The following is a 20023-nucleotide window of genomic DNA, read 5'->3' as shown; positions in this document are numbered from 1 at the left end:
GGCATGCAGTACTAAAAAACACCCCGGCTTTTTAATTTGTTCATTTCCCGGTTGCTGTTGCTTCAACAAATTGCCGGGCTGTTGGCCCCTGGCAAACAATCAAGTCAACAATGCTTAGGTGCTTCACAAACGCTTTGCCAAATACCTGGGCATATGGAACGGGACGATAATAATTGTCTAGCGTTTCTGGTTTTTTTGCAATCAAGGTGTTCCTGAAATCTGTAATCCCGCTTTCGGGTAATTTTTGATAGGTTGAAGTCTCCATTATGGGAAGTTGAATTCTTAACCAGCCAAGACACATTGTCAGCAAATTATAATTAAGGTCGTATAAAAAAGCCGGTTGTTTGAAAAGATTGTCATGAAGATCATCAGCATAATGTTCAAAGTATGGGGCATTGCGGTAGGCTGTAGTGATGGTGCGCCAGTGGTTGTTCAACCACTTTTGGGTATAATCAATTTTAACATCCTTTATGGCAACCTTACCTTGCTTTTCGGTAAGGGGCACTGTTAGGGTTTGTACTCCATTGGCCGCAAGGATGGTGCACCGGTTGCGAAAGGATTGTTTTACAAAGTGTTCATGCTTTTCCAGGATGATCGCATCATGTTTTAGTACCATACTGAACCAGGCGAGGGTGGGGAGGTAGTGAAGTTCGATGAGGATGCCGGCCATGTTGACAAAGGTAATGAAAGCTTGCACTTCGCATTTTTACAATTTAGCACCTTCGAGTTGTCCTATCTTGAATCGCTTTCTATGAGAATACTTGTACTAATTGTAGCACATGCCATGATGGCATCAGGGCATGCGCAAACCATTCGCGAGTGGTACGATAGGTTTCCGCATAAACATGAGGACTTCAGTTCAACTCCGGTTTGTGCTGACAGTATTTTAACCGATTTAAAAAATGCTTTCTTGTTTATTGAATGCCGGGCATTTGGTGTGCCGGCAGAAAACACCTTTACCTATTTTGTTAAAGCCGACAAATCAAAAGTGTTTGCCTACCGGTACTATAATGATGGTGGAGCGGGCAGCCCGGAAAGCCTGACCCGGTTTTACACATTCAGTAATGGCGTGTGGACAGACGTTACGCAACAGGTTTTGCCCGCTGTTGGCTTTTCTGATTTTTGGGATAAAACAAAACCTTTACCCGCAGCGCAGTACCAGCGGGTTATATTTGAGTATGTCCTACCACGCTTCGGAACAACCATGGTGGTGAAGATACATGCGGAATCAACCGTGGATAATTTTATAGCAGCCGATTACTATGATGTTCTTTCACCGGCACTGAAGCGAACGGTTCAGTTAGTCTGGAACCGTGAACTGGGAAAATTTATAAAAAACTAACCTATGCGTAGTTGTACCTTTCTGATTTTGCTTGCACTAGTTTCCTGCTCAACAAGGGATCGGGCAGTTAATAATTTTTTAAACACACTAAATGAACTTCAACTACCTACTACCACAACTGAAATTGAGAATCTGGAGGTGACAGACATTGATACTACAATGGTGCGGAAGCTGAAAATTTTTGGACATGACAGGCCGTTTGATGTGGATGGTGAAAATATGTACGAGGTATGGTTCGCTTACGGTAAGATTACCCAGCCTGGATGGACGGCTATACTTTATGGGTACTCCAGTACATCAGATGTGTATATCCGCCTGGCAACTTTTGTTGACGGTGAGCGCAAAGATGATATCACGTTGATGGAAGCGGTGCCGTCAGTTGGTGAGGGCATGAGCCCGAATTATGCTACACTTGACGAGGGCTATAATTTGACCATACACAATTCCGTATTTGAAGGCTCTTTACAGCCTTCGGCTGTTGCTTTTATTTCTTACCGGATAAACGCAAAAGGATCAATTATGGAAACAGGCCGTAACATTGCTGAATTCCATCCCGATACAGAGGACGAGTACATGGATGAGTTGGATGAGGGAGAGTCTCCGGCTGATGGCTCCGTTTTATCCCGTGTGAACCTGCCGGTTTTGTATACCGAGGAAGATCTTGTGTTGGAAGGTACACCCTTTGAAATTAGAAAGAAGCAAGTGCTGGATCAGGAAAATTCAAAATCATCACGGTACGAGTCGTACATACCATTTATGATGACTACTATACAACCCGAAATACTTCAGCGCGATTTTGATGACGATGCACGAAAAGTATATGGTGTAGCAGCCATTGCCGACAACGATGATTTTTATACAAACCTGTATTTTGTCAATGATGATAACAATACCAGTTACCACCTGGTGAGTGTATCAAAAAAAACAGAGGCGATCTTTAAACTAAAGTTGTTTGATAACAGTTTTTTCAAAGGTTCCGAAACGCAACAGGCCTCTTTGCAAATAGATAAGCAATTGGTGGTAACGCTTGAGCTTTGGAACGGGACCAAAAGAATTAACCAGCAATACCGTATTGAAAAAAACGGTAACATGGTAGCACGATAAGTGGATTGCTGATTAAAAATTCAATTCGCCAAGTCCTTGTCGCAGGATTACAAAATCATTGGACGTACAATCCACCACGGTTGAGGGTATGTTTCCACCGGCTCCACCGTCAATCACAATATCCACTTTATTTTTAAAGTCTTCATAAATCTCCTCCGGGTCGGTGGTGTATTCTTTTATGTGGTCATCATCCTTTATAGAGGAGGTTATCAAAGGATTGCCCAATTCGGCCACGAGCATGCGTGGAATGTTATGATCAGGTATGCGTATGCCCACTGTTTTTTTATTCACATCAAGGATTTTAGGCACTTTGCTGCTGGATTCAAAAATAAAGGTGTAAGGACCTGGCAATGATTTTTTCAATACCTTAAAAACGGGCGTGTCAATGCGCTTTACATATACTGAAATATGGCTAAGGTCGTTGCAGATAAAGGAAAGGTCGAGCTTATGCGGTTTAATGTCCATGATTTTGCACACACGCTCCACGGCTTTGCGGTTCATCAGGTCACACCCAATGCCATAAATCGTATCGGTAGGGTAAATGATCACCCCGCTATTTCGCAACACCTCTACAACCCGTGCTATTTTTCGTGGTTCCGGATTCTGGGGGTGTATTTTTAACAATTCGGCAGGCATTGCAGAAATAATAAATGCATTCTGCATCCAAAGTACGCAGGTATTTGTTAGCAGAACAGCATACACTTTACATTTTGTATCTTTGAAGGTTTATGAAATACGCAAAATCCCCCATCCGACTATTTGTATTCATTATTGTTTCCGTACTGCTCATTTCGTTCACATTCTACGCCTACCAGATTTGCTATACGCCTAACATATTGGTTGGCAAAGAAGACCGGTACATTTACATTCCGGCTGATGCCACCTTTGAGACTGTCCAAAAGATTTTACATGAGGGCGAGTATGTGCAGGACCTGATGTCGTTCAGTTTCCTTTCGCGGTTGATGGATTACGATAAGTTGGTTAAGCCTGGTCGTTTTATCCTGCGCAGCAACATGAACAACATTCAGGCTATCCGCTTTTTAAGGGCGGGCGAGCAGGAACCCGTGCGGATTACGTTTAACAACGTTCGCCTGATAACAGACCTGCCCGAAAAAATTACGCAAAACATAGCCCTTACCCCGGCTGAATTTGAAGCGGCATTGACGGGTTTTTTGGCCGGTGATTCGCGTGGGTTTACTAAAGAAAACATTTTGTGCATGTTCCTGCCCAATACCTATGAAGTGTATTACACCATCAGTGGCAAACAATTGGTTGAGCGCATGTACACGGAGTATGAACGCTTCTGGAATGATGAACGCAAACAAAAGGCGCAAACAATCGGGCTAACTCCGGTTCAGGTTTCTATTCTTGCTTCTATTGTGCAGGCCGAATCGGTTAAACGCGATGAGGCCCCCATTATTGCCGGGCTCTATATAAACCGATTGAAGCAAGGTATTGCCCTGCAGGCCGATCCTACCCTGGTTTATGCCGTTGGTGATTTCACATTAAAGCGTGTACTCAATGAACACAAGGAAGTAGAGTCGCCTTATAATACTTATAAGTACAGAGGCCTGCCACCCGGTCCCATAAACATGCCCGAGATTGCCACCCTGGAGGCCGTGCTGAATTACAAGCCGAGCAATTTTTTGTACATGTGCGCCAAAGAAGATTTTTCAGGCTACCATAACTTTACAGCTTCGTATAGCGAGCATTTAAAAAATGCTGCACGTTACCAACAGGCATTAACCCGCGAGCAACGCATTGCCCGTGCTAACCAAAATAAAAGATAGATGTATCAATCGGAAACAACAGTACGTGTTCGTTACGGTGAGACCGATCAGATGGGATATGTTTATTACGGATACTATGCCATGTACTATGAGGTGGCACGTGTGGAAGCCTTGCGTAAGCTTGGCCTAACCTACCGGGAAATAGAAGCCATGGGAATAATTATGCCTGTATTGGAGAACCATTCGAAGTTTTTAACGGCCGGTAAGTACGATGAACAGTTGCGCATAGTAACCACCATTAAAGAAAAGCCATCGGTGCGTATTTCTTTTCATTACGATATTTACAACGAAAACAATAAACTGATACACCAGGGACAAACCATGCTGGCGTTTGTGGACCAGAAATCGGGTAGGCCATGCCGGCCACCCCAAGCTATGATGGATGTACTGGCACCTTTCTTTGCATGAAGTATAAACACAAGAAATTCTTTCTTCAGTTTACACGGGCCAGGGTATTATTGGCCTGGACAAAGAAGGTGCGCTTTAAGCGCTACGACAATGTATCGTTGTATACAATTGCAAAAACGCTGCTCAGCAATTTGCAAAAAGATGAAATCCTTGACCGGGCCAACGGTGTTTCGTTCAATTTTATTCTTGCCATTTTTCCGGCCATTATTTTCCTGTTCACCCTTATTCCGTATGTAACGGTTTATTTCCCCGAACTCAATACCGAGGCTATCATGGAATTTTTGGGCGAGCAGTTGCCGCCCAGTATGTATGAAGTGATTTCTTCTACCGTGCTGGACATCATCAGCAACCAGCGTGGTGGGTTGTTATCGTTTGGTTTTGTGTTGTCGTTTTACCTGTCGACCAATGGTATGATGGCGTTAATGCGTGCCTTCAATGCCTGCTACAAAACCATTGAAAACCGCGGGGCAATTAAAACCCGGTTAATCGCTACGGCCTTAACCGTTAACCTGGCCGTAGCCTTATTGGTGGCCATTGCCTTGCTGATTATTGGTCAGTTGGTGTTGAACTACATTACCGATAACCTGAATGAATTGCCCGGTATTAACCTGGATGGTGCCACCGTGTATATGCTTTTCGCACTGCGTTTTATTGTCATCTTTATCGTATTCTTTTTGGTAATCTCCAGTATGTACTATTTTGGCCCGGCTATTCATTACAATTGGCGGTTCTTTTCCATCGGTTCATTCATAGCCACTTTTTTCAGCCTGGCTGTTTCCTACGGCTTTTCGTATTACATCACACACTTTGGCACGTACAATAAAATTTACGGCTCTATTGGGGTACTCATTGCGCTGATGATCTGGATACAGCTTATCACCATTGTGTTGCTGGCCGGTTATGAACTCAACGCCAGTATACATGACAGTCGCAGAAAAGAGTCCATCCGCCAGGCCAAGCGGGTAATTAGAAAAATAGAGACGGTGCGGGGGTAGCTACTAAACTCTCCCTCCTTAATCAATAAGGCTGATAGGTAAGGAGTAATCAGGATGATGATGTTAACTTCGTTCTGAAGGAGGGTTGGGGCGGGCAGTAATTTACAACAGCCCCTGCTCCTCCAGCCGAAGCTTCAGTTTATTATGGTTAGCCCAAAACTTCTTTTCAATCTCGCGTAGTACTTTTTTCATTTCAGGGTCGGTGGCCATACCTGCCAGCATTGGATCTTTATCGATGAAAAGTATAAGCCAATATTGTATGTTGTCCTCTTTGGCAAACTGGCGGAAGTGCTCCAACGCTTTTTGTTTGTTACCGGTGTAGGCATAGTACATGCCCAGGCCGGCATGGCGGTAGGCGCTCTGGTCGTGGTTCAGAAATTCGCGGTAGCTTTCAATAAATTGCTTGCCTGCTTCTTTCTGTCCGGCCTTTTCATACGTTACACCAATAATCATGTTTTCGTGTTGATACACATCCAGCTTCATCGCTTCGCGCATGCGATTAAAACGTTGGTAGTATTGATATGCCGTTTCGAAGTCGTTTAAGTAGTAACTCACCTTGCCCAGGTCTTGGAGAATATCAAAACGCATGGTGTCTTTTTGAAATTCAGCCAGCAACAAGTTACGTGTGTTGTTCAGGTCTTTGGTTTTCGCATACATCACAAAGGCACGTACATAGCGCGAGTACATATTGTGTTCAGAGAGCTCCAGTGATTTATCAATGTAATGCAGCGATTCATCCACAAACCCGGTTTGGATGAGCGCATTCCCCAACCGCAGGTAGAAATAGCTCACTTCAACGGAATCTTTACCTTCTGCACCGAGACGCATGCCACGCAACGCGTACTCCAGGTACTTGCCGGTATTGGGCATATAGTTGGCGTAATAATCAGCCAGCAACCCGATAAGTAATGACGAGTTGGGATTATACTCCAGTCCTTTTTCAAGGTATGGTAATGCCTGCTGGTATTCTTTCTTTATTAAGTAATACATGGCTTTGGCGGTATGGCCTTCGCCAAGTTTGGGATCGTACAGCAACGCCTTATCGGCATAGGTGCCCATTTTTTCTACATGTTCTTTTTCGGTACGAAACACATCCAGGTAGTAACATGCAATACCGGCACAGGCATAAGCAAGCGAAAAAGTGTTGTCGTGTGCGATGGCTTCATCAAAATAGATAAGTGCTTGCTGCAGATTTTCGTCCCCATTTTTGTTCAATAAATCCAACCCCTTTAAAAAGGAGTCGTATGCCTCCATGTTGGTGGTAGGGATTTTTTCAATGCGGGTTTTTTCTTCGGGTGTAATCACGGCCTGAATTTCTGCGGCAATGTCGTTGGCGATTTCCTGCTGCAACGTAAAGATGTCATTGGCTTCGCGCCTGTATTGTTTGCTCCACAGGTGGCGATCGGTGGCGCCATCAATCAATTGAATGGTTAATACAATGCGGTCGCCCATTTTCTGGCCGCTTCCTTCCACGAAATAATTCGCGTTCAGTTCTTTTGCAATTTCCGGTATGGTCTTGTTGCTGTTGCGGTATTTTTCTGCTGATGTACGGCTAAGTACGTTCAGGTCTTTGATCTTTTGCAGGTTGTTTAGCGTGGCCTCCATCAGTCCGTTGATGAGATAAATATTGGTGGAGTCGGCACTGTCGTTTTTGAAGGGCAGCACCACAATGGATTTTTCTGTAATGCTTTTTTCTTTCTGGGTTTTTGGCGTGAGCACCCACCATCCAAAAATAACTGCTGCAATTACCAGTAGAACAGTCACGATCCAATACTTCGGACGTTGTTTTATCGGGGGTGCCGCTATGGGCACAGTCTGTTCGGCACTGCGCTTTCCGGCCTCACCAGGCGGGTAACCATAATATTCGCGGAAGCATTTAATGAAATACGAGGTACTGTTAAACCCCACCCGGTGCGATACCTCTGAAACATTCAATGAGGTAGTGCGCAACAACTCCATACCGCGTTGCAACCGCACCTGGTTGATGAGCTGGCTCACCGACAGGCTGGTGGCTTTTTTAACCTTGCGCAGCAGGTTGGAGCGGCTCATGTTCATGGCATCAGCCAATTCACTTACTCCAAACTGCTCTTCCGCTAGGTGTTCTTCAATTTTAGCGGTGAGTTGGTTCAGAAAATCTAAGTCGTGGGGAGAGGCGTTGCTCATGAGAGAGATCAAATGCGGATTCCGGGTCGAAAAGTATATTTTTTACACGTGCGAAGGTAAGGCTTCGCAGGCATTTGCATCAAAATTTATATTACTGCGTCAAAATTTATGCGGTTTGGAGCAAAGTTGATGGTTTTGTGTGCACCACTGTTTAGCCTACCCTTCCGGCAGTACGTTTCTTTGCAGCAACAAAAACATATAACCAACAAAACAAAAAACCATGAAAACAGCAGTTCTCTATTTAATTTCTTCCATCACGAAAGTATCCCTGTGGGCGGTAGTATTGGTGTTAACCGCCTGTGGGGTAAAAGAAAATGCACAGGGCCAAAGCGCCAAAGCCCCTGCAATTGACTTGCATACAGCCGTAATTACTGACAATCTGGAAGCTGTGAAGCAGCACATTGCAGCGGGCAGCGATTTGAATGTAAAAGATCCGTTTGGCGGATCAAGTCCACTGATCAGTGCGGCAGTATTTGGCAAAACGGAAATGGCGAAAGTGCTTTTAGATGCCGGTGTGGATATCAACTTTCAGAATAACGATGGCTCCACCGCTTTGCATACCGCTGCATTTTTTTGCCGTCCGGAGATTGTAAAGCTGCTATTGGCAAAGAAAGCCGATAAATCTATCAAGAATAAATACGGGGCAACTGCCTACGACAATGTTGCCGGCTCGTTCAGTGAGTTGAAAGATGTGTATGACATTATGAAAAACACACTTGGCCCAATGGGACTAAAACTGGATTATGCTTACCTCGAAAAAACCCGGCCGGAAATTGCAGCGATGTTGAAATAGTCGTCACATCATGATGGAATTTCTTTGGTCGTCATTGCGAACGGAAGCATTGGATGTGCAATGTAGCGAAGCAATCTCAAACTTCACGTTTAGGTCTAAACATATAATGAGGGATTGCTTCGTCACGTGTGCATTTTGTGGTGCTAAGCGGGGCTGAGTTGTGTTCCTCGCAATGACGGAAAACAAAACAATTAAAATATCAACCAAACACCAATGAGACGCTACGACATTGACTGGCTTCGTGTGATCGCCATCGGATTACTTTTAATTTACCATGTTGCTATTGGTTTCCAGCCCTGGGGCGTAATGATCGGGTTTATCACCAATCAAAATCCATGGGCAGCTTTGTGGACACCCATGATGCTGTTAAATGTGTGGCGTATTCCCTTGCTATTCTTTGTTTCGGGCATGGGCGTGTACTTTGCCATGCAAAAACGAAACTGGAAACAACTTATTACCGAACGCGCGTGGCGTATTTTGTTGCCGTTTGTATTTGGCATGTTTGCGATTGTGCCGGTGCATGTGCTGATCTGGAGGTATCATTATAACATGGAAGTGCACTACAACTGGAATCCGGGACACCTGTGGTTTCTGGGGAACATCTTCAGTTATGTAGTGTTGCTCGCGCCCGTTTTGTTTTACCTGAAGCATAACGAAGGTGGGATTGTTGTTCGCTACCTGAAAAGTATTTTATGTCACCCCATGGGCTTGCTGCTGGTTGCAACTGCCTTTGTGCTGGAAGTGATAATTACCAAGCCCGTTCCGTTTGAGTTGTACGCCATGACGTGGCACGGTTTCTTTTTGGGTTTGCTGGCATTTTTCTTCGGTTTTTGTTTTGTACTGAGTGGTGCAGCGTTTTGGCAGATGATTCAGCGGTTGCGTTTGCTTTTTATGATCACCGGCACTACACTTTTTCTGTTGCGTGTCTATTATTTTGGTATGAGTATACCCGGCTACTTAATGGTAGTTGAATCGATGAGTTGGATACTGACGATACTTGCTTTCGGCAGCAAATACCTGAACAAACCGGGCAAGGTGCTGACATACCTGAGTGAAGCCGCGTACCCGGTGTATATCGTGCACATGATTTTTTTATACCTCGGATCGCATTTGATTTTCAAATGGCCATTGCCATCGCCAGTTCAGTTTGTGCTGGTGTTGCTATTTACGTTGGCCGGATGCTTCGGCACGTTTGAAATCATTCGAAAATTGAAATGGATAAAACCTTTCTTTGGATTAAGGATAGAGCAGTAGCCTCTATTCAATCCAACGGTTCAATAAAATTTCTCTAAGAATTTTTATTGACTTGCCAAAAGTATCGCATCCAGATCTTCACCAGGCCTCGCAACAATTTTTTCTTCCTCCGGATTCCATTCAATAGCCCTGCCTAACTTATACGACAACCCTGCCATGTGTGCCGAAATGGCTTCCTCAAATCCTTCATCAATGCCACAGCTTGGCTTGCCACCATTACGGATGCAACTCAGCCATTCACGCATATGCAGAAATGTTGAGTCGATGCGTTTTCCATCGCGGTAGGTCCACATCAATCCCTTGTTGGCAAAATATTTTGCTGTGGCTGACGTAACCGCATCGGTAGCGTTGGCCAATGGATTGTATTGATAGATCGGAATCTCCGGATCAATCCGGTTTTCCTTTAACATGTCAGCATATCGGGTACTCCGGGCATCGGCATAAATGCTGATCACATTACCGAGTTCCATAGTAGCATCATGGCCCATCAGGTACGTTGGCCGGTCAAACTGATTGCCAAGGGTTGCGCTGTAAACAAAGGTCATTCCTTTTTCTTTGCCTGCCGGCTGACTGGAGCCCGTGCTAAAATCCGGGTACTCCATATTCACCTGAAGTACATCTGGCACATTGCGTCCATCGCGGTGGGTATAAATTCCGCCTGAAGCCGTGACCAGTTTTGGAATGCCCATTTTCAGGATGCAATTTATTCTATCGTAATCGTGTGTAAGCAAATCACCGGATAATCCTGAGCCATAAGCCCACCACTTTCTCCACCGGAAGAAATGCTCTTTATTAAATGGAACCTTGGGTGCTGTTCCTAAAAACAAATCCCAGTCAATGGTTTCAGGTGATGCCTTTTCATGAATGTCGTATTGCCAGGCACCGTTATCATCATTACGATTGGTGTTGGTTTGTACCAGCGACACATGGCCGAGCGTTTGTTTTTGGATGATGTCCATGGCCGCCAGAAAACTTTGGGTTTGTCTGTGCTGGTGGCCGACTTGCAAAACCTTTCCTGAATCGCGCACAGCATCGCGCAGTGTGTAGGTTTCAGAAATTGTATGCGTCATGGGTTTTTCAATGTAAACGTGAACGCCCGCCTGCAGCGCATCAATGGCCATCGGAGCATGCCAATGATCGGGTGTAGCAATGATTACAGCATCTACTTCACCGCTGTTCACCAATTCTTTGTGTGTGGTAAAACGCTTAACCGGATTGTCGACAGTGGAAAATGAATCTACTACACATTCGGCATGAACATCAAACACATCACAAACAGCCGTAATTTTTACATTTAAGTTTTCCTGTGCCAGGAATTCAGCGAGCCTTGTATCGTGTCGATTTTTTTCAGCAGCCTGTTTCATTTCATTCAGCCATTCCTTCGTGGCAAATCCCAATGCCCGGCACAACTGTTCGCCTCGTATGCCAAAGCCGATTATTCCTAATCGTAAGGGTTTGCCGCTCATAGGCCCCGTTGGTGGAGGCAGTGCTGCTTTAATGTTCAACTTCTCAAGCAAAAATTCACGTTCATGTTTTGCTGTCACGGTTGTTTTAGCACCGGCAAACCAAATCGAACCGAGGATGGGTATGCCTGCCAAACTCTTCAGCATGTCGCGCCTGTTCAGGTTAAAAAGACTATCTTCTTTCTTTTTCATGATCTTGATTTTTTAGGTGAGATTATCCGGCTTCGGTGTTTTGGCGATTTCTCAAAAGCATTCGCTCCAAACCAAAGGCAGCGTAGGTTGGAAATTGATAAAGCACAACCAGTGCCGCCATCTCGATCAGGTTTTTGTTCACAATCCAGTAACTTCCTTCTGAAGGTCCCTGTTCGAAACCTGGGAAAGGAGGGTGAGCCAGGTAATAAAATGCCAACAGGAGAATACCTCCAATAGCTGCCCATTTGATTTTTAGGCCAAGTAGCAGGACCACCCCCACAGCCAGCAGCCCAACGATGTTCAAGGTATCCACTACACGGATTATAGAATCATCCGCCAGCCAGGTAAAAAATGGTTTTAAGAACGTGGCACTTAGCAAATAGCCTTTGGCGGTCCAGGCGGGGTTATAAATTTTGAGAATTCCCTCATAGAAAAAATGCCATCCAATAAAAACACGAAGCAAAACGAGGCTTGCATTTTGCCCTGCTGAAAAGCCGCTGGATTTCATGATATGTTGATTTTAATGAATACGATTATCCCTGTTTTATCGGGCAGAAAAAATGACAATAGTCACTTCAGGGGGTAATCTTAGTCGTGTATTGCTGAAGCATGTAAGGGGAGTGCCCGCCAGATATCCGGGAAACAAAAAGCCCCGGTTTTGCCAGGGCTTTATTTGTGCAGAGGAGGAGGGATTCGAACCCCCGGACCCCGTAAAGGGTCTCCGGTTTTCAAGACCGGTGCAATAAACCACTCTACCACTCCTCTGTAGCTTGGTTAATTTTAGGATTGCAAATGTATAGGTTTAAACCATTTCGGCAAAACCACCACCAAACATGTTAACTTAGTTTTCTTCTGTAAAGTCTGGGAAGGTTCGTTTGAGATCTTTGTTACTCAACGGCTGGGTATTTTTCTTGTACGCATCCAACTCCAGCAGTACCAGGCGCTGATCGTTCAGCACCATTCGAAGTTTCTCAATATCTTTTTCAAATTCCAATCCTCTGCGCGTAGTTTTTACGGCATATTTTCTGGCGAAGTCATCACCGGCTCCCTGTACACGGTTACGGATATCGACATTGATTTTAATCCTGTCCATGATCTCATCTTTACTTTTACCAATAACCTGTGTGGCCTCCAGGGTATTAAGCGTAAGTACGGTTGTACCCCCTACGGTGGAAACAACTTTTGACTGGTCGGTTTCCAATAAGGTAGGGGATAGTCCTGTAACTGCTCCAAGCGATGCGTTCATCAACGAGCGGTTCTTCTTCCCCTTCTTGGCCTTTTTGTAGTCAACATTTAATTTCTTTTGATTCTCATCAAGTGTTTGCAGCAGTTCAGCAGCCGCGGCAATGTTTGCCCTGTATTTTTGATATTGCAGTCCGTCCTTCAACACAATGTTTTCGGCATCAAGCACGGTGATGTTTATTTTTCGCTGTGTACGGTTGTTGGATTTATCCATGGCGAAAAAGACTATGTCGAAGGAAAGTTTTTTCTGGGTGTCTTCTACGAAATCATACCCCGGCTGCCAGGTAAACTCGTATTGCAGCGGTGTGTTTTCTTTCAATGCTGAAGATGGTACCCGTGCATCGGAGGCCACAAAACCTGCATTTTTGATGTTATCGTCCCCATTTGGATCGGACAAGTATAACTTAAGGTTCAGTGTTTCATCTTCTTTAATGGTAAAGGAGGAATCACCGGGTACAATCAATATCTCTGGCGGAAGATCAAGCTGTGTTTGTGCAATTTTTAGCTTTCCTTTGGTTTCAGTTTTATCGGGTTGATCCTGAACAATAAATTCAATTGTGGCCGGGTTTGTTTTAAGCGCATTAAACTGGTTTCGTGAAGGTGTCCAGCTTAGCAGCCCTTGCGAATTTAGGGTAAGTCCTTCTGGCATTTGTGAAGGTATGGCTTTAAACACAATCGGGTCGCCATCCGGATCGAAAACATATTCATTACTGATTTGGTATGTATTGCGTGTGGATTGTTTCACATAAAACACAGGAAGTTCTTCTACCTGTGGCGGACGATTTACATGATACACCATAAAGTTTATGGTTTTGCGTACGCGCGAACCATCGGCCCAAAAGCCTTGAAAGATTACCGGGAACTCTTTCTTAAGTTCAACACGGTTAACTAAGTCATGTGAAGGTGTCCAGGAAAAATTCCCGGTTGAATCAAACTGAATCCCGGGGATTTCATTGTCCAATAAAGAAAAGACAACATGTTGATTGGCCGGTGTGCCCCTCAATTGAAATTTTAATATTTTCCCTTCGAAGAGATTGGTCCATCCGGCTGAGTCGGGGAAAACCAATTCATGGCCATTTTGCCCAAAGGCCAATAATGGGAACAGCAGGCTAACTAAACTTGTGTAGATTTTGGTTCTCAACGATTTGGTTTTTGCTTAAGGTCAGCAAAGTTAGTAAGATCAACTTTTTAACCGTAATTGTGCAATAGAAATTCTATTGCACAATTTGACGAATGAAAATCAACAGCTTTCACGTAATGCCGTGCGACATTTCTGTGATTTTCATTGTCAAGGTTAACCCTGACAATCCAGACGATTGCAGTCAGGAATTCGTCAGCTATTGCGGAGTAGCTTAGTCCTGATTCATAATCTGGGTTTAAAATATTGCAGGTAAGAAAATGAGACCGAAAGGAGAAAATTTTTTTGAGGATGTTTATGCTGTTGTAAAGCTTATCCCTAAAGGCCGGGTGTGCAGCTATGGCGCCATAGCCCGCTACCTGGGCACACGTATGAGTGCGCGAATGGTGGGTTGGGCTATGCATGGTGCACCCAAAGACGTTCCTGCCCATCGGGTTGTTAACAGCCAAGGTTTGCTTACCGGTAAGATTCATTTTAAAACTCCTGTAACCATGCAGCGTCTTTTGGAGAAAGAGGGTGTACAGGTGGTTAACGATAAAATCGTACGCTTCAACGATCTATTGTGGGATCCATCGAAGGAATTGCCCTGAGTGATGGTCAAAATCTGGAATAAATCTTCCCAAAAATGGAACAATTTCGGGTGGTAACCCCTGAAATTCGTCAAAAATCAACATTTTCTTACAAGGCATGGGGTTAGCATAAGGGTTATCCAAACAGGATGATCAAAGACCCATGAAAACCCTTGTCAACTTCTTCATAGCATCAGCCATACTCTTCGGGAGTGTTGCTGCTGCGCAGGCCACTTCGCCTGATGAAGCAGTTGATGTACTCGACTCACGGCATAAGAATTTATTCATGTTCAAAGCCGACAGGAAATTTCTTGGAGCTTTAGTGGAGGTTTACTACGCCAATGGTGACCTCGTGACCTCTCAAAAATTGGAAAAACGAAAAATGATCATCGACTTCTGTGATGTGAAGTTTGGTGAATACACAATACGCCTGAAAAAAGGAAAGGAAATACAGGAATATCACTATGTAAAGAAATAACGCTGCCAATGCAGTAAAAGGCAACACCAACGTGGGGTTGGTTTTAATCGGGTTAAGGTCGCTTCCAAATGGGGTGGCCTTTTCCTTTTTAGATGCTTTTGCTTTGTCGGTCAGGCCCAGTTGAAATGGTCCATAATCCGATAAAGGTTATCAATCCATTTACAATCAGGATTTCAAAACTGAAAACATAACCACCAAACCACGCTTTTGAATTTACGCTCAACAGGTAGGAGATGGCCGGGGAGAGCAAACAAACCATGGGCACCAGTCTGTCGCGCACCTTGCGCTTAGTCAACAAACCAAAAGAGAATAGCCCTAACAACGGCCCATAAGTATAACCGGCAACACTTAGCACGGCATCAATTACCGAACGGTTGTTGATTTCTTTAAATACCAGAATGATGATGAGGAAGAGCAAGGAAAATCCGATGTGTACGAAAAGCTTTTGACGCTTTTTTGCGATTTCAGCCTTGTTTTTAAAATCCAGAAAATCGATACAAAATGAAGTGGTTAACCCGGCAAGGGCCGAATCGGCACTGGCATAGGAAGAAGCAGTGATTCCTAAAATAAAAAATACACCAACCACCAAACTGAATTCATTTAAGGCAAGTGCTGGAAACAGTTCATCGCTCGCAGCCGGAAGGACAATGCCATTTTTTTCTGAATAGAGGTAGAGCAGTGCACCTAATGCGAGAAACAATAAGTTTACAAAAACCAGTGTAAGGCTAAACCAGAACATATTTTTCTGCGCATCGCGTAGCGTACGACAAGTAAGATTTTTCTGCATGATTTCCTGATCCATACCTGTCATCGTTAGGGCGATGAATGCGCCCCCAAGAAATTGTTTCCAGAAATACAACGGAGAGTTTACATCATCGAAGTAAAAAATTTTAGAGTATCTACTGTGCTCAATGGCATCAACCATTTCGGTGAATGAATAGCCAAGGCGGTTTGAAATTTGCCATACGGCAATAACTACGGCTGAAACAAGAAACAACGTTTGAAAAGTATCTGTCCACACAATGGTTTTGATCCCACCTTTATTCGTGTACACCCAAATCAACACGATAGTTGTTGCCACGGTAACATAGAATGGGATACTCCAGGCATCAAATAAAAATAATTGAAGCACAGTGGCCGCCAGGTATAACCGTAGTGATGAACCAATGGTGCGCGAAACCATGAAAAAGAACGCACCGGTTTTATAGGACCAAAAATCGAAACGTTGTTCGAGGTAGGTATAAATTGAAATAACGTTTAACCGGTAGTAAAGCGGCATTAATATGCCGATGATAGCCCAGTACCCGAGCAGATAGCCTAATACTACCTGAAAGTAACCAAACCCTATTTTGCCAACATTGCCCGGTACTGAAATGAACGTGACACCCGAAAGTGAAGCGCCAATCATTCCAAAGGCGACTAGGTACCAGGGCGACTGGCGGTTAGCCGTAAAAAAAGTATGTGTATCTGCCCCCTTCGAAGTAAACCACGAAATGAGGATTAAGGCCATGAAATAAATTGTAATGATACTAATGACCAGTATGGGCGTCATTGACTATAGTTTCCTGCAAAAAATGAGTAAATACCCTCAAATCCAAATCAACCAATGAAGTCGTTTTTGTGTTAATTTTGCACCGATCATTTCAGGCCATGCGAAACGCTTACCAGGAAGAAGTATTGACCGATTTAATGGAAGTAGTAGAAACTACTGAGTTAATGGATTTGGTTGTTTTTAATGATGATTTCAATACGTTTGAGCATGTCATTGAAACCCTCATCAGGGTTTGCAGGCATACAGCTGAGCAAGCCGAACAATGCACCTGGATCATCCATCATAAAGGGAAATGCGCTGTAAAAAATGGTACGTTTGAGTTTCTGAAGCCGATGCGCGATGCTATTTGTGAGGCGGGCATTGATGCCAAAATTTTATAATTGAGGAGGCGCTGTGGATTATCCGTCAAAGTTGATTGAGGAGGCAGTAAACCAGGTTTCAAAACTCCCTGGCATTGGAAAAAAGACAGCGCTTCGCCTGGTGTTGCACCTTATCAAGGAGAAAGAAGAGAGCACACTTGCGTTGACTGAGGCATTAAATCAATTACGGTCGCGCATTCAATTCTGTAAGCATTGCCATAATATTTCCGATGCAGAGGTGTGCAGCATTTGCGCAAGCCATAAACGCGATCGCTCTACGGTGTGCGTTGTTGAAAATACAAACGATGTAATGGCCATTGAAAATACGGCACAGTACCGTGGCTTGTACCATGTACTGGGTGGGGTTATATCGCCCATTAATGGCATAGGCCCATCGGAACTTAAAATTGATTCCTTGTTGAGTCGGCTCAACCATGGTCAATCGGAAGTAAAGGAACTTATACTGGCTTTAAGCCCTACCATGGAAGGCGACACCACCTCTTTTTATATCCACAGACGAATAAAGGATATGCCGGTTAAGGTTAGTGTGATTGCGCGGGGCATACCCATTGGCGGAGACCTGGAATATGCCGATGAAATTACCTTAGGCAGGAGCATAACCGGAAGGACACTTTTCAATTAACCACCGCGAAGTTTCATCATTCCGGCAGAAATCTTTTTCTTTGCCTTCTTACACCCGTACCCATGACCCAACTTTCCAACCGGTTAAACGCTTTCGAAGAATCGGCAACCCTGGCGATGGCCGCCAAAGCCCGCGAATTCAAAAACCGTGGCATTGATGTGATTAGCCTAAGCTTAGGTGAGCCCGACTTCAAAACCCCATCGCACATTTGTGAGGCAGCCAAAAAGGCCATTGATGAAGGAAAATACTTTGCCTACCCGCCTGTAGCCGGTTATCAGGATTTGCGCGAAGCGCTTGCAGCTAAGTACCAGAAAGAAAACAATATTCCTTACAAAGCAGAAAATATTGTGGTGTCGAACGGTGCCAAGCAATCAATAGCAAACGCCATGCTGGCCATTCTTAACCCGGGCGATGAGGTAATTATATTTTCTCCCTATTGGGTTAGCTACGATGCATTAGTGCGCCTGGCGGAGGCAAAACCTGTTTTGGTAAAAGGAAGTATTGAAAATGATTTTAAAGTAACAGCATCACAGGTCCAACGAGCCATTACCCCCAAAACCCGGATTATTATTTTTTCATCACCGTGTAATCCTACCGGTTCGGTTTTTTTGCGTTCGGAGTTAGAAGCAATTGCCGATGTTGTGCGGAAGCATGAAAACATATTGGTAATTGCCGATGAGATATATGAGCACATAAATTTTACGGGCGAACATGTAAGTTTTGCTTCGTTGCCGGGAATGTTTGAACGAACCATTACGGTAAACGGGTTTGCTAAAGGTTTTGCCATGACCGGTTGGCGCGTAGGGTATGTTGGCGGGCCAAAATGGATAGCCGATGGCTGCAATAAAATGCAGGGCCAGCTTACTTCTGCTAATTGTTCAATAGCCCAACGGGCAGCGTATGCAGCAATCACACAGGATCTTGCACCTACATTGGCCATGGTTGAGGAGTATAAAAAACGCAGGGAAATTGTTTATGACCTGTTAAAGGAAATTCCAGGAATCAAATCCAATTACCCGCAAGGGGCGTTTTACTTTTTTCCGGATGTTAGTTTCTATTATGGAAAATCGGATGGTGAGCGAACCATTAAAAATGGCGAGGATTTCTGTATGTATATGCTCGAGAAAGCTCACGTATCGTTAGTGCCCGGGGGTGCCTTTGGTGAAGAAAAATGTGTTCGGCTTTCGTATGCTGCATCGGAAAAGGATTTGCGCGAAGCTTTGAAAAGGATAAAGAATGCGCTTGCCGATCTTCGTTAGTTGTTATAGCCTTCAAATTGTTTTTGCAGTGGTCCTGCTTTCTCCAGGTCTTCCAGTATTTTTTTATCCAGGGGGGTGTCCTTAATAACATTGTAGTTATCCCAAAAGGTCTTGTTGTAAGGTTGGTCCTGGTATTGCAAACCATAGTTGCGCATTTTTTCGGTGCCGCCAATGCGTTCGCTTGTATTAGGTTTAACTTCGTTGATAAGTAATTGTTGAAACAATTCGGTTTCGAACTTCAGTTCATCGGTTTTGATATCATGCCAGGTTACTTTTGAAGTAATGCTCATGTAGCTGAGGTACATTTTTCCATCTACCGGCCGGAAGTCGATGGTTTTTCTTAACCCGGCAAAACGGCTTACCAGCTTTTTCTTTTTTCCAACCAATTCGTTGGATGAACCAGTTTCAAATTCAAGGTGGATAATGGAGTAGTCTTGCTTATCGACAAAAATCTTCAACAGGTAATCTTTTGTGTGGGCAATTACGTAAATCTCATGCCCATTGTAATACGAATCGGCAAGGCGTGACATGGCGTTGTACATTTCTTCGCGTGCTTCTATCTGACGGTAGCGAATATTATTGTGCAGCAGCAGATCTTCCAATAAATTATCCTGATCGAAATAAGCTGTAAACCGGCTTTCATACCCAAGGCTTTTGCGTACTTCCATCAGCCGAACACGTTCACGAAGCTTGTACTTGTTTCGCGGCTCGGCATAATCTTCATCATAAATTTTTACCGCAGCTTCCAGTAACGAAATATGGGTGCTGGCAACCTTTTTAACATCCCGGTAAAATCCTTCCATCATAAAAGGCTTCATCGGGTAATTCTTTTCAATCCGGCTCAACGCAATCCGCAGGATGTCGCCACCCGAGAGCGAATCGGTTACCACAACTTCGTTCAGCACCGTGGTTGACTTAGACAGTTCAAAAGTGGTATTAGCGGAGAGCGTCCATACCGGTGCCTCAAAATTAACATAACCCAACATGCTGATCACTACTATTTCGTTTCGGTATTCAGGGGGAATGTGAAAATCGAACTCACCTTGCAGGTTGGTGATGGTGCCAATGGATTTACCCTGTATGCCAATGGAGGCGAAGGGCAGCGGCTCACGGGTTTCTTTATCCACCGCTACCCCCGAAATGGTTATTTTCTGCGCCACGCTTTCCAGCACAAAAACCAGCATGGCAATTACTATCAACGCGTATCTCATGGAACCAATAAAATTGATCAATCACCGTGTGCTTTCAAACCTCAGGTAAGATTATCTGCATTTTTGAA

The 20023-nt window shown here is 44.3% G+C and carries 20 protein-coding genes and 1 tRNA gene; 12 read left to right on the top strand and 9 right to left on the bottom strand.

All coding sequences use genetic code 11. From position 1 onward, the window contains the following. Nucleotides 1-40 precede the first annotated feature (40 nt). Entirely contained in the window at nt 41-670 is a 630-nt protein-coding gene (locus KIT51_17380; GenBank protein UYN86606.1) for a WbqC family protein, read from the bottom strand. Between the two features lie 81 nt (nt 671-751). Here KIT51_17380 and KIT51_17375 point away from each other — a divergent pair, with 81 nt between their 5' ends. Together KIT51_17375 and KIT51_17370 are read left to right on the top strand one after the other, a co-directional pair. Then, nucleotides 752-1342 carry a hypothetical protein gene (locus KIT51_17375; GenBank protein UYN86605.1) on the top strand — a complete coding sequence of 197 codons (591 nt, stop codon included), beginning with the start codon at nt 752-754 and terminating at the stop codon, nt 1340-1342. 3 nt (nt 1343-1345) lie between these two features. Beyond that, nucleotides 1346-2446, top strand: a complete 1101-nt coding sequence (locus KIT51_17370; GenBank protein ID UYN86604.1) for a hypothetical protein — start codon at nt 1346-1348, stop codon at nt 2444-2446. 12 nt (nt 2447-2458) lie between these two features. On the opposite strand, the gene KIT51_17365 is transcribed toward KIT51_17370, so the two are convergent. Continuing rightward, nucleotides 2459-3082: a threonylcarbamoyl-AMP synthase gene (locus tag KIT51_17365; protein UYN86603.1), complete on the bottom strand. Its 624-nt coding sequence runs from the start codon at nt 3080-3082 to the stop codon at nt 2459-2461. 92 nt (nt 3083-3174) lie between these two features. Here KIT51_17365 and mltG point away from each other — a divergent pair, with 92 nt between their 5' ends. Genes mltG through KIT51_17350 form a run of 3 tightly spaced genes read left to right on the top strand, consistent with a single transcriptional unit; the run spans nt 3175 to nt 5639 of the window. After that, nucleotides 3175-4236 (top strand): endolytic transglycosylase MltG, encoded by a 1062-nt coding sequence (gene mltG, locus KIT51_17360; protein ID UYN86602.1) that lies wholly within the window; start codon nt 3175-3177, stop codon nt 4234-4236. Continuing rightward, the gene (locus KIT51_17355; GenBank protein UYN86601.1) at nt 4237-4644 is read left to right on the top strand and encodes an acyl-CoA thioesterase; all 408 of its coding nucleotides are present in this window, start codon (nt 4237-4239) and stop codon (nt 4642-4644) included. It begins immediately after the preceding gene. After that, the gene (locus tag KIT51_17350; GenBank protein UYN86600.1) at nt 4641-5639 is read left to right on the top strand and encodes a YihY/virulence factor BrkB family protein; all 999 of its coding nucleotides are present in this window, start codon (nt 4641-4643) and stop codon (nt 5637-5639) included. Before KIT51_17355 ends, KIT51_17350 begins: the two co-directional genes overlap by 4 nt. Nucleotides 5640-5741: 102 nt before the next feature. On the opposite strand, the gene KIT51_17345 is transcribed toward KIT51_17350, so the two are convergent. Beyond that, entirely contained in the window at nt 5742-7802 is a 2061-nt protein-coding gene (locus KIT51_17345; protein UYN86599.1) for a helix-turn-helix domain-containing protein, read from the bottom strand. Between the two features lie 220 nt (nt 7803-8022). Between KIT51_17345 and KIT51_17340 the strand changes: the two genes are divergently transcribed. Together KIT51_17340 and KIT51_17335 are read left to right on the top strand one after the other, a co-directional pair. Next, nucleotides 8023-8595: an ankyrin repeat domain-containing protein gene (locus tag KIT51_17340; protein UYN86598.1), complete on the top strand. Its 573-nt coding sequence runs from the start codon at nt 8023-8025 to the stop codon at nt 8593-8595. Between the two features lie 213 nt (nt 8596-8808). Beyond that, complete coding sequence (locus tag KIT51_17335) at nt 8809-9849, top strand: acyltransferase family protein (GenBank protein UYN86597.1); 1041 nt, start codon at nt 8809-8811, stop codon at nt 9847-9849. Between the two features lie 44 nt (nt 9850-9893). On the opposite strand, the gene KIT51_17330 is transcribed toward KIT51_17335, so the two are convergent. The 4 genes from KIT51_17330 to KIT51_17315 all read right to left on the bottom strand — a co-directional run bounded on the left by KIT51_17330 (nt 9894) and on the right by KIT51_17315 (nt 13887). Then, complete coding sequence (locus KIT51_17330) at nt 9894-11504, bottom strand: Gfo/Idh/MocA family oxidoreductase (GenBank protein UYN86596.1); 1611 nt, start codon at nt 11502-11504, stop codon at nt 9894-9896. Nucleotides 11505-11526: 22 nt separating this feature from the next. After that, entirely contained in the window at nt 11527-12012 is a 486-nt protein-coding gene (locus tag KIT51_17325; GenBank protein ID UYN86595.1) for a DoxX family membrane protein, read from the bottom strand. A gap of 170 nt (nt 12013-12182) precedes the next feature. Further along, a tRNA-Ser gene (locus KIT51_17320) sits at nt 12183-12269 on the bottom strand. Nucleotides 12270-12345: 76 nt separating this feature from the next. After that, the gene (locus KIT51_17315; protein ID UYN86594.1) at nt 12346-13887 is read right to left on the bottom strand and encodes a hypothetical protein; all 1542 of its coding nucleotides are present in this window, start codon (nt 13885-13887) and stop codon (nt 12346-12348) included. 257 nt (nt 13888-14144) lie between these two features. Between KIT51_17315 and KIT51_17310 the strand changes: the two genes are divergently transcribed. Beyond that, nucleotides 14145-14474 carry an MGMT family protein gene (locus KIT51_17310; protein UYN86593.1) on the top strand — a complete coding sequence of 110 codons (330 nt, stop codon included), beginning with the start codon at nt 14145-14147 and terminating at the stop codon, nt 14472-14474. A gap of 142 nt (nt 14475-14616) precedes the next feature. Beyond that, entirely contained in the window at nt 14617-14931 is a 315-nt protein-coding gene (locus KIT51_17305) for a hypothetical protein (GenBank protein UYN86592.1), read from the top strand. Between the two features lie 88 nt (nt 14932-15019). Here the strand turns inward: KIT51_17305 and KIT51_17300 are convergent, their stop codons facing one another. Beyond that, nucleotides 15020-16483, bottom strand: a complete 1464-nt coding sequence (locus tag KIT51_17300) for a sodium:solute symporter (protein ID UYN86591.1) — start codon at nt 16481-16483, stop codon at nt 15020-15022. Between the two features lie 98 nt (nt 16484-16581). On the opposite strand from KIT51_17300, the gene KIT51_17295 reads away from it, so the two are divergent. The 3 genes from KIT51_17295 to KIT51_17285 all read left to right on the top strand — a co-directional run bounded on the left by KIT51_17295 (nt 16582) and on the right by KIT51_17285 (nt 18744). After that, entirely contained in the window at nt 16582-16863 is a 282-nt protein-coding gene (locus tag KIT51_17295; protein ID UYN88624.1) for an ATP-dependent Clp protease adaptor ClpS, read from the top strand. A gap of 13 nt (nt 16864-16876) precedes the next feature. Beyond that, a complete protein-coding gene (recR, locus tag KIT51_17290; protein UYN86590.1) occupies nt 16877-17485 on the top strand; it encodes a recombination mediator RecR in 609 nt (202 codons plus the stop codon). A gap of 62 nt (nt 17486-17547) precedes the next feature. Beyond that, nucleotides 17548-18744 carry a pyridoxal phosphate-dependent aminotransferase gene (locus KIT51_17285; protein UYN86589.1) on the top strand — a complete coding sequence of 399 codons (1197 nt, stop codon included), beginning with the start codon at nt 17548-17550 and terminating at the stop codon, nt 18742-18744. On the opposite strand, the gene KIT51_17280 is transcribed toward KIT51_17285, so the two are convergent. Then, complete coding sequence (locus KIT51_17280) at nt 18741-19955, bottom strand: carboxypeptidase-like regulatory domain-containing protein (GenBank protein ID UYN86588.1); 1215 nt, start codon at nt 19953-19955, stop codon at nt 18741-18743. The genes KIT51_17285 and KIT51_17280 overlap by 4 nt on opposite strands. Between the last annotated feature and the right edge of the window lie 68 nt (nt 19956-20023).

It is taken from the genome of Cyclobacteriaceae bacterium (assembly GCA_025808415.1).
GTDB lineage: Bacteria > Bacteroidota > Bacteroidia > Cytophagales > Cyclobacteriaceae > UBA2336.
The sequence above is the reverse complement of the archived record's forward strand: the minus strand, read 5'-3'. Positions and strand labels throughout refer to the sequence as shown.

What these genes read in the sequence shown, in the direction of transcription:
- KIT51_17380 (UYN86606.1), bottom strand. Translation starts at nt 670, where the DNA reads ATGGCCGGCATCCTCATCGAACTTCACTACCTCCCCACCCTCGCCTGG.
- KIT51_17375 (UYN86605.1), top strand. Translation starts at nt 752, where the DNA reads ATGAGAATACTTGTACTAATTGTAGCACATGCCATGATGGCATCAGGG.
- KIT51_17370 (UYN86604.1), top strand. Translation starts at nt 1,346, where the DNA reads ATGCGTAGTTGTACCTTTCTGATTTTGCTTGCACTAGTTTCCTGCTCA.
- KIT51_17365 (UYN86603.1), bottom strand. Translation starts at nt 3,082, where the DNA reads ATGCCTGCCGAATTGTTAAAAATACACCCCCAGAATCCGGAACCACGA.
- mltG (UYN86602.1), top strand. Translation starts at nt 3,175, where the DNA reads ATGAAATACGCAAAATCCCCCATCCGACTATTTGTATTCATTATTGTT.
- KIT51_17355 (UYN86601.1), top strand. Translation starts at nt 4,237, where the DNA reads ATGTATCAATCGGAAACAACAGTACGTGTTCGTTACGGTGAGACCGAT.
- KIT51_17350 (UYN86600.1), top strand. Translation starts at nt 4,641, where the DNA reads ATGAAGTATAAACACAAGAAATTCTTTCTTCAGTTTACACGGGCCAGG.
- KIT51_17345 (UYN86599.1), bottom strand. Translation starts at nt 7,802, where the DNA reads ATGAGCAACGCCTCTCCCCACGACTTAGATTTTCTGAACCAACTCACC.
- KIT51_17340 (UYN86598.1), top strand. Translation starts at nt 8,023, where the DNA reads ATGAAAACAGCAGTTCTCTATTTAATTTCTTCCATCACGAAAGTATCC.
- KIT51_17335 (UYN86597.1), top strand. Translation starts at nt 8,809, where the DNA reads ATGAGACGCTACGACATTGACTGGCTTCGTGTGATCGCCATCGGATTA.
- KIT51_17330 (UYN86596.1), bottom strand. Translation starts at nt 11,504, where the DNA reads ATGAAAAAGAAAGAAGATAGTCTTTTTAACCTGAACAGGCGCGACATG.
- KIT51_17325 (UYN86595.1), bottom strand. Translation starts at nt 12,012, where the DNA reads ATGAAATCCAGCGGCTTTTCAGCAGGGCAAAATGCAAGCCTCGTTTTG.
- KIT51_17310 (UYN86593.1), top strand. Translation starts at nt 14,145, where the DNA reads ATGAGACCGAAAGGAGAAAATTTTTTTGAGGATGTTTATGCTGTTGTA.
- KIT51_17305 (UYN86592.1), top strand. Translation starts at nt 14,617, where the DNA reads ATGAAAACCCTTGTCAACTTCTTCATAGCATCAGCCATACTCTTCGGG.
- KIT51_17300 (UYN86591.1), bottom strand. Translation starts at nt 16,483, where the DNA reads ATGACGCCCATACTGGTCATTAGTATCATTACAATTTATTTCATGGCC.
- KIT51_17295 (UYN88624.1), top strand. Translation starts at nt 16,582, where the DNA reads ATGCGAAACGCTTACCAGGAAGAAGTATTGACCGATTTAATGGAAGTA.
- KIT51_17285 (UYN86589.1), top strand. Translation starts at nt 17,548, where the DNA reads ATGACCCAACTTTCCAACCGGTTAAACGCTTTCGAAGAATCGGCAACC.
- KIT51_17280 (UYN86588.1), bottom strand. Translation starts at nt 19,955, where the DNA reads ATGAGATACGCGTTGATAGTAATTGCCATGCTGGTTTTTGTGCTGGAA.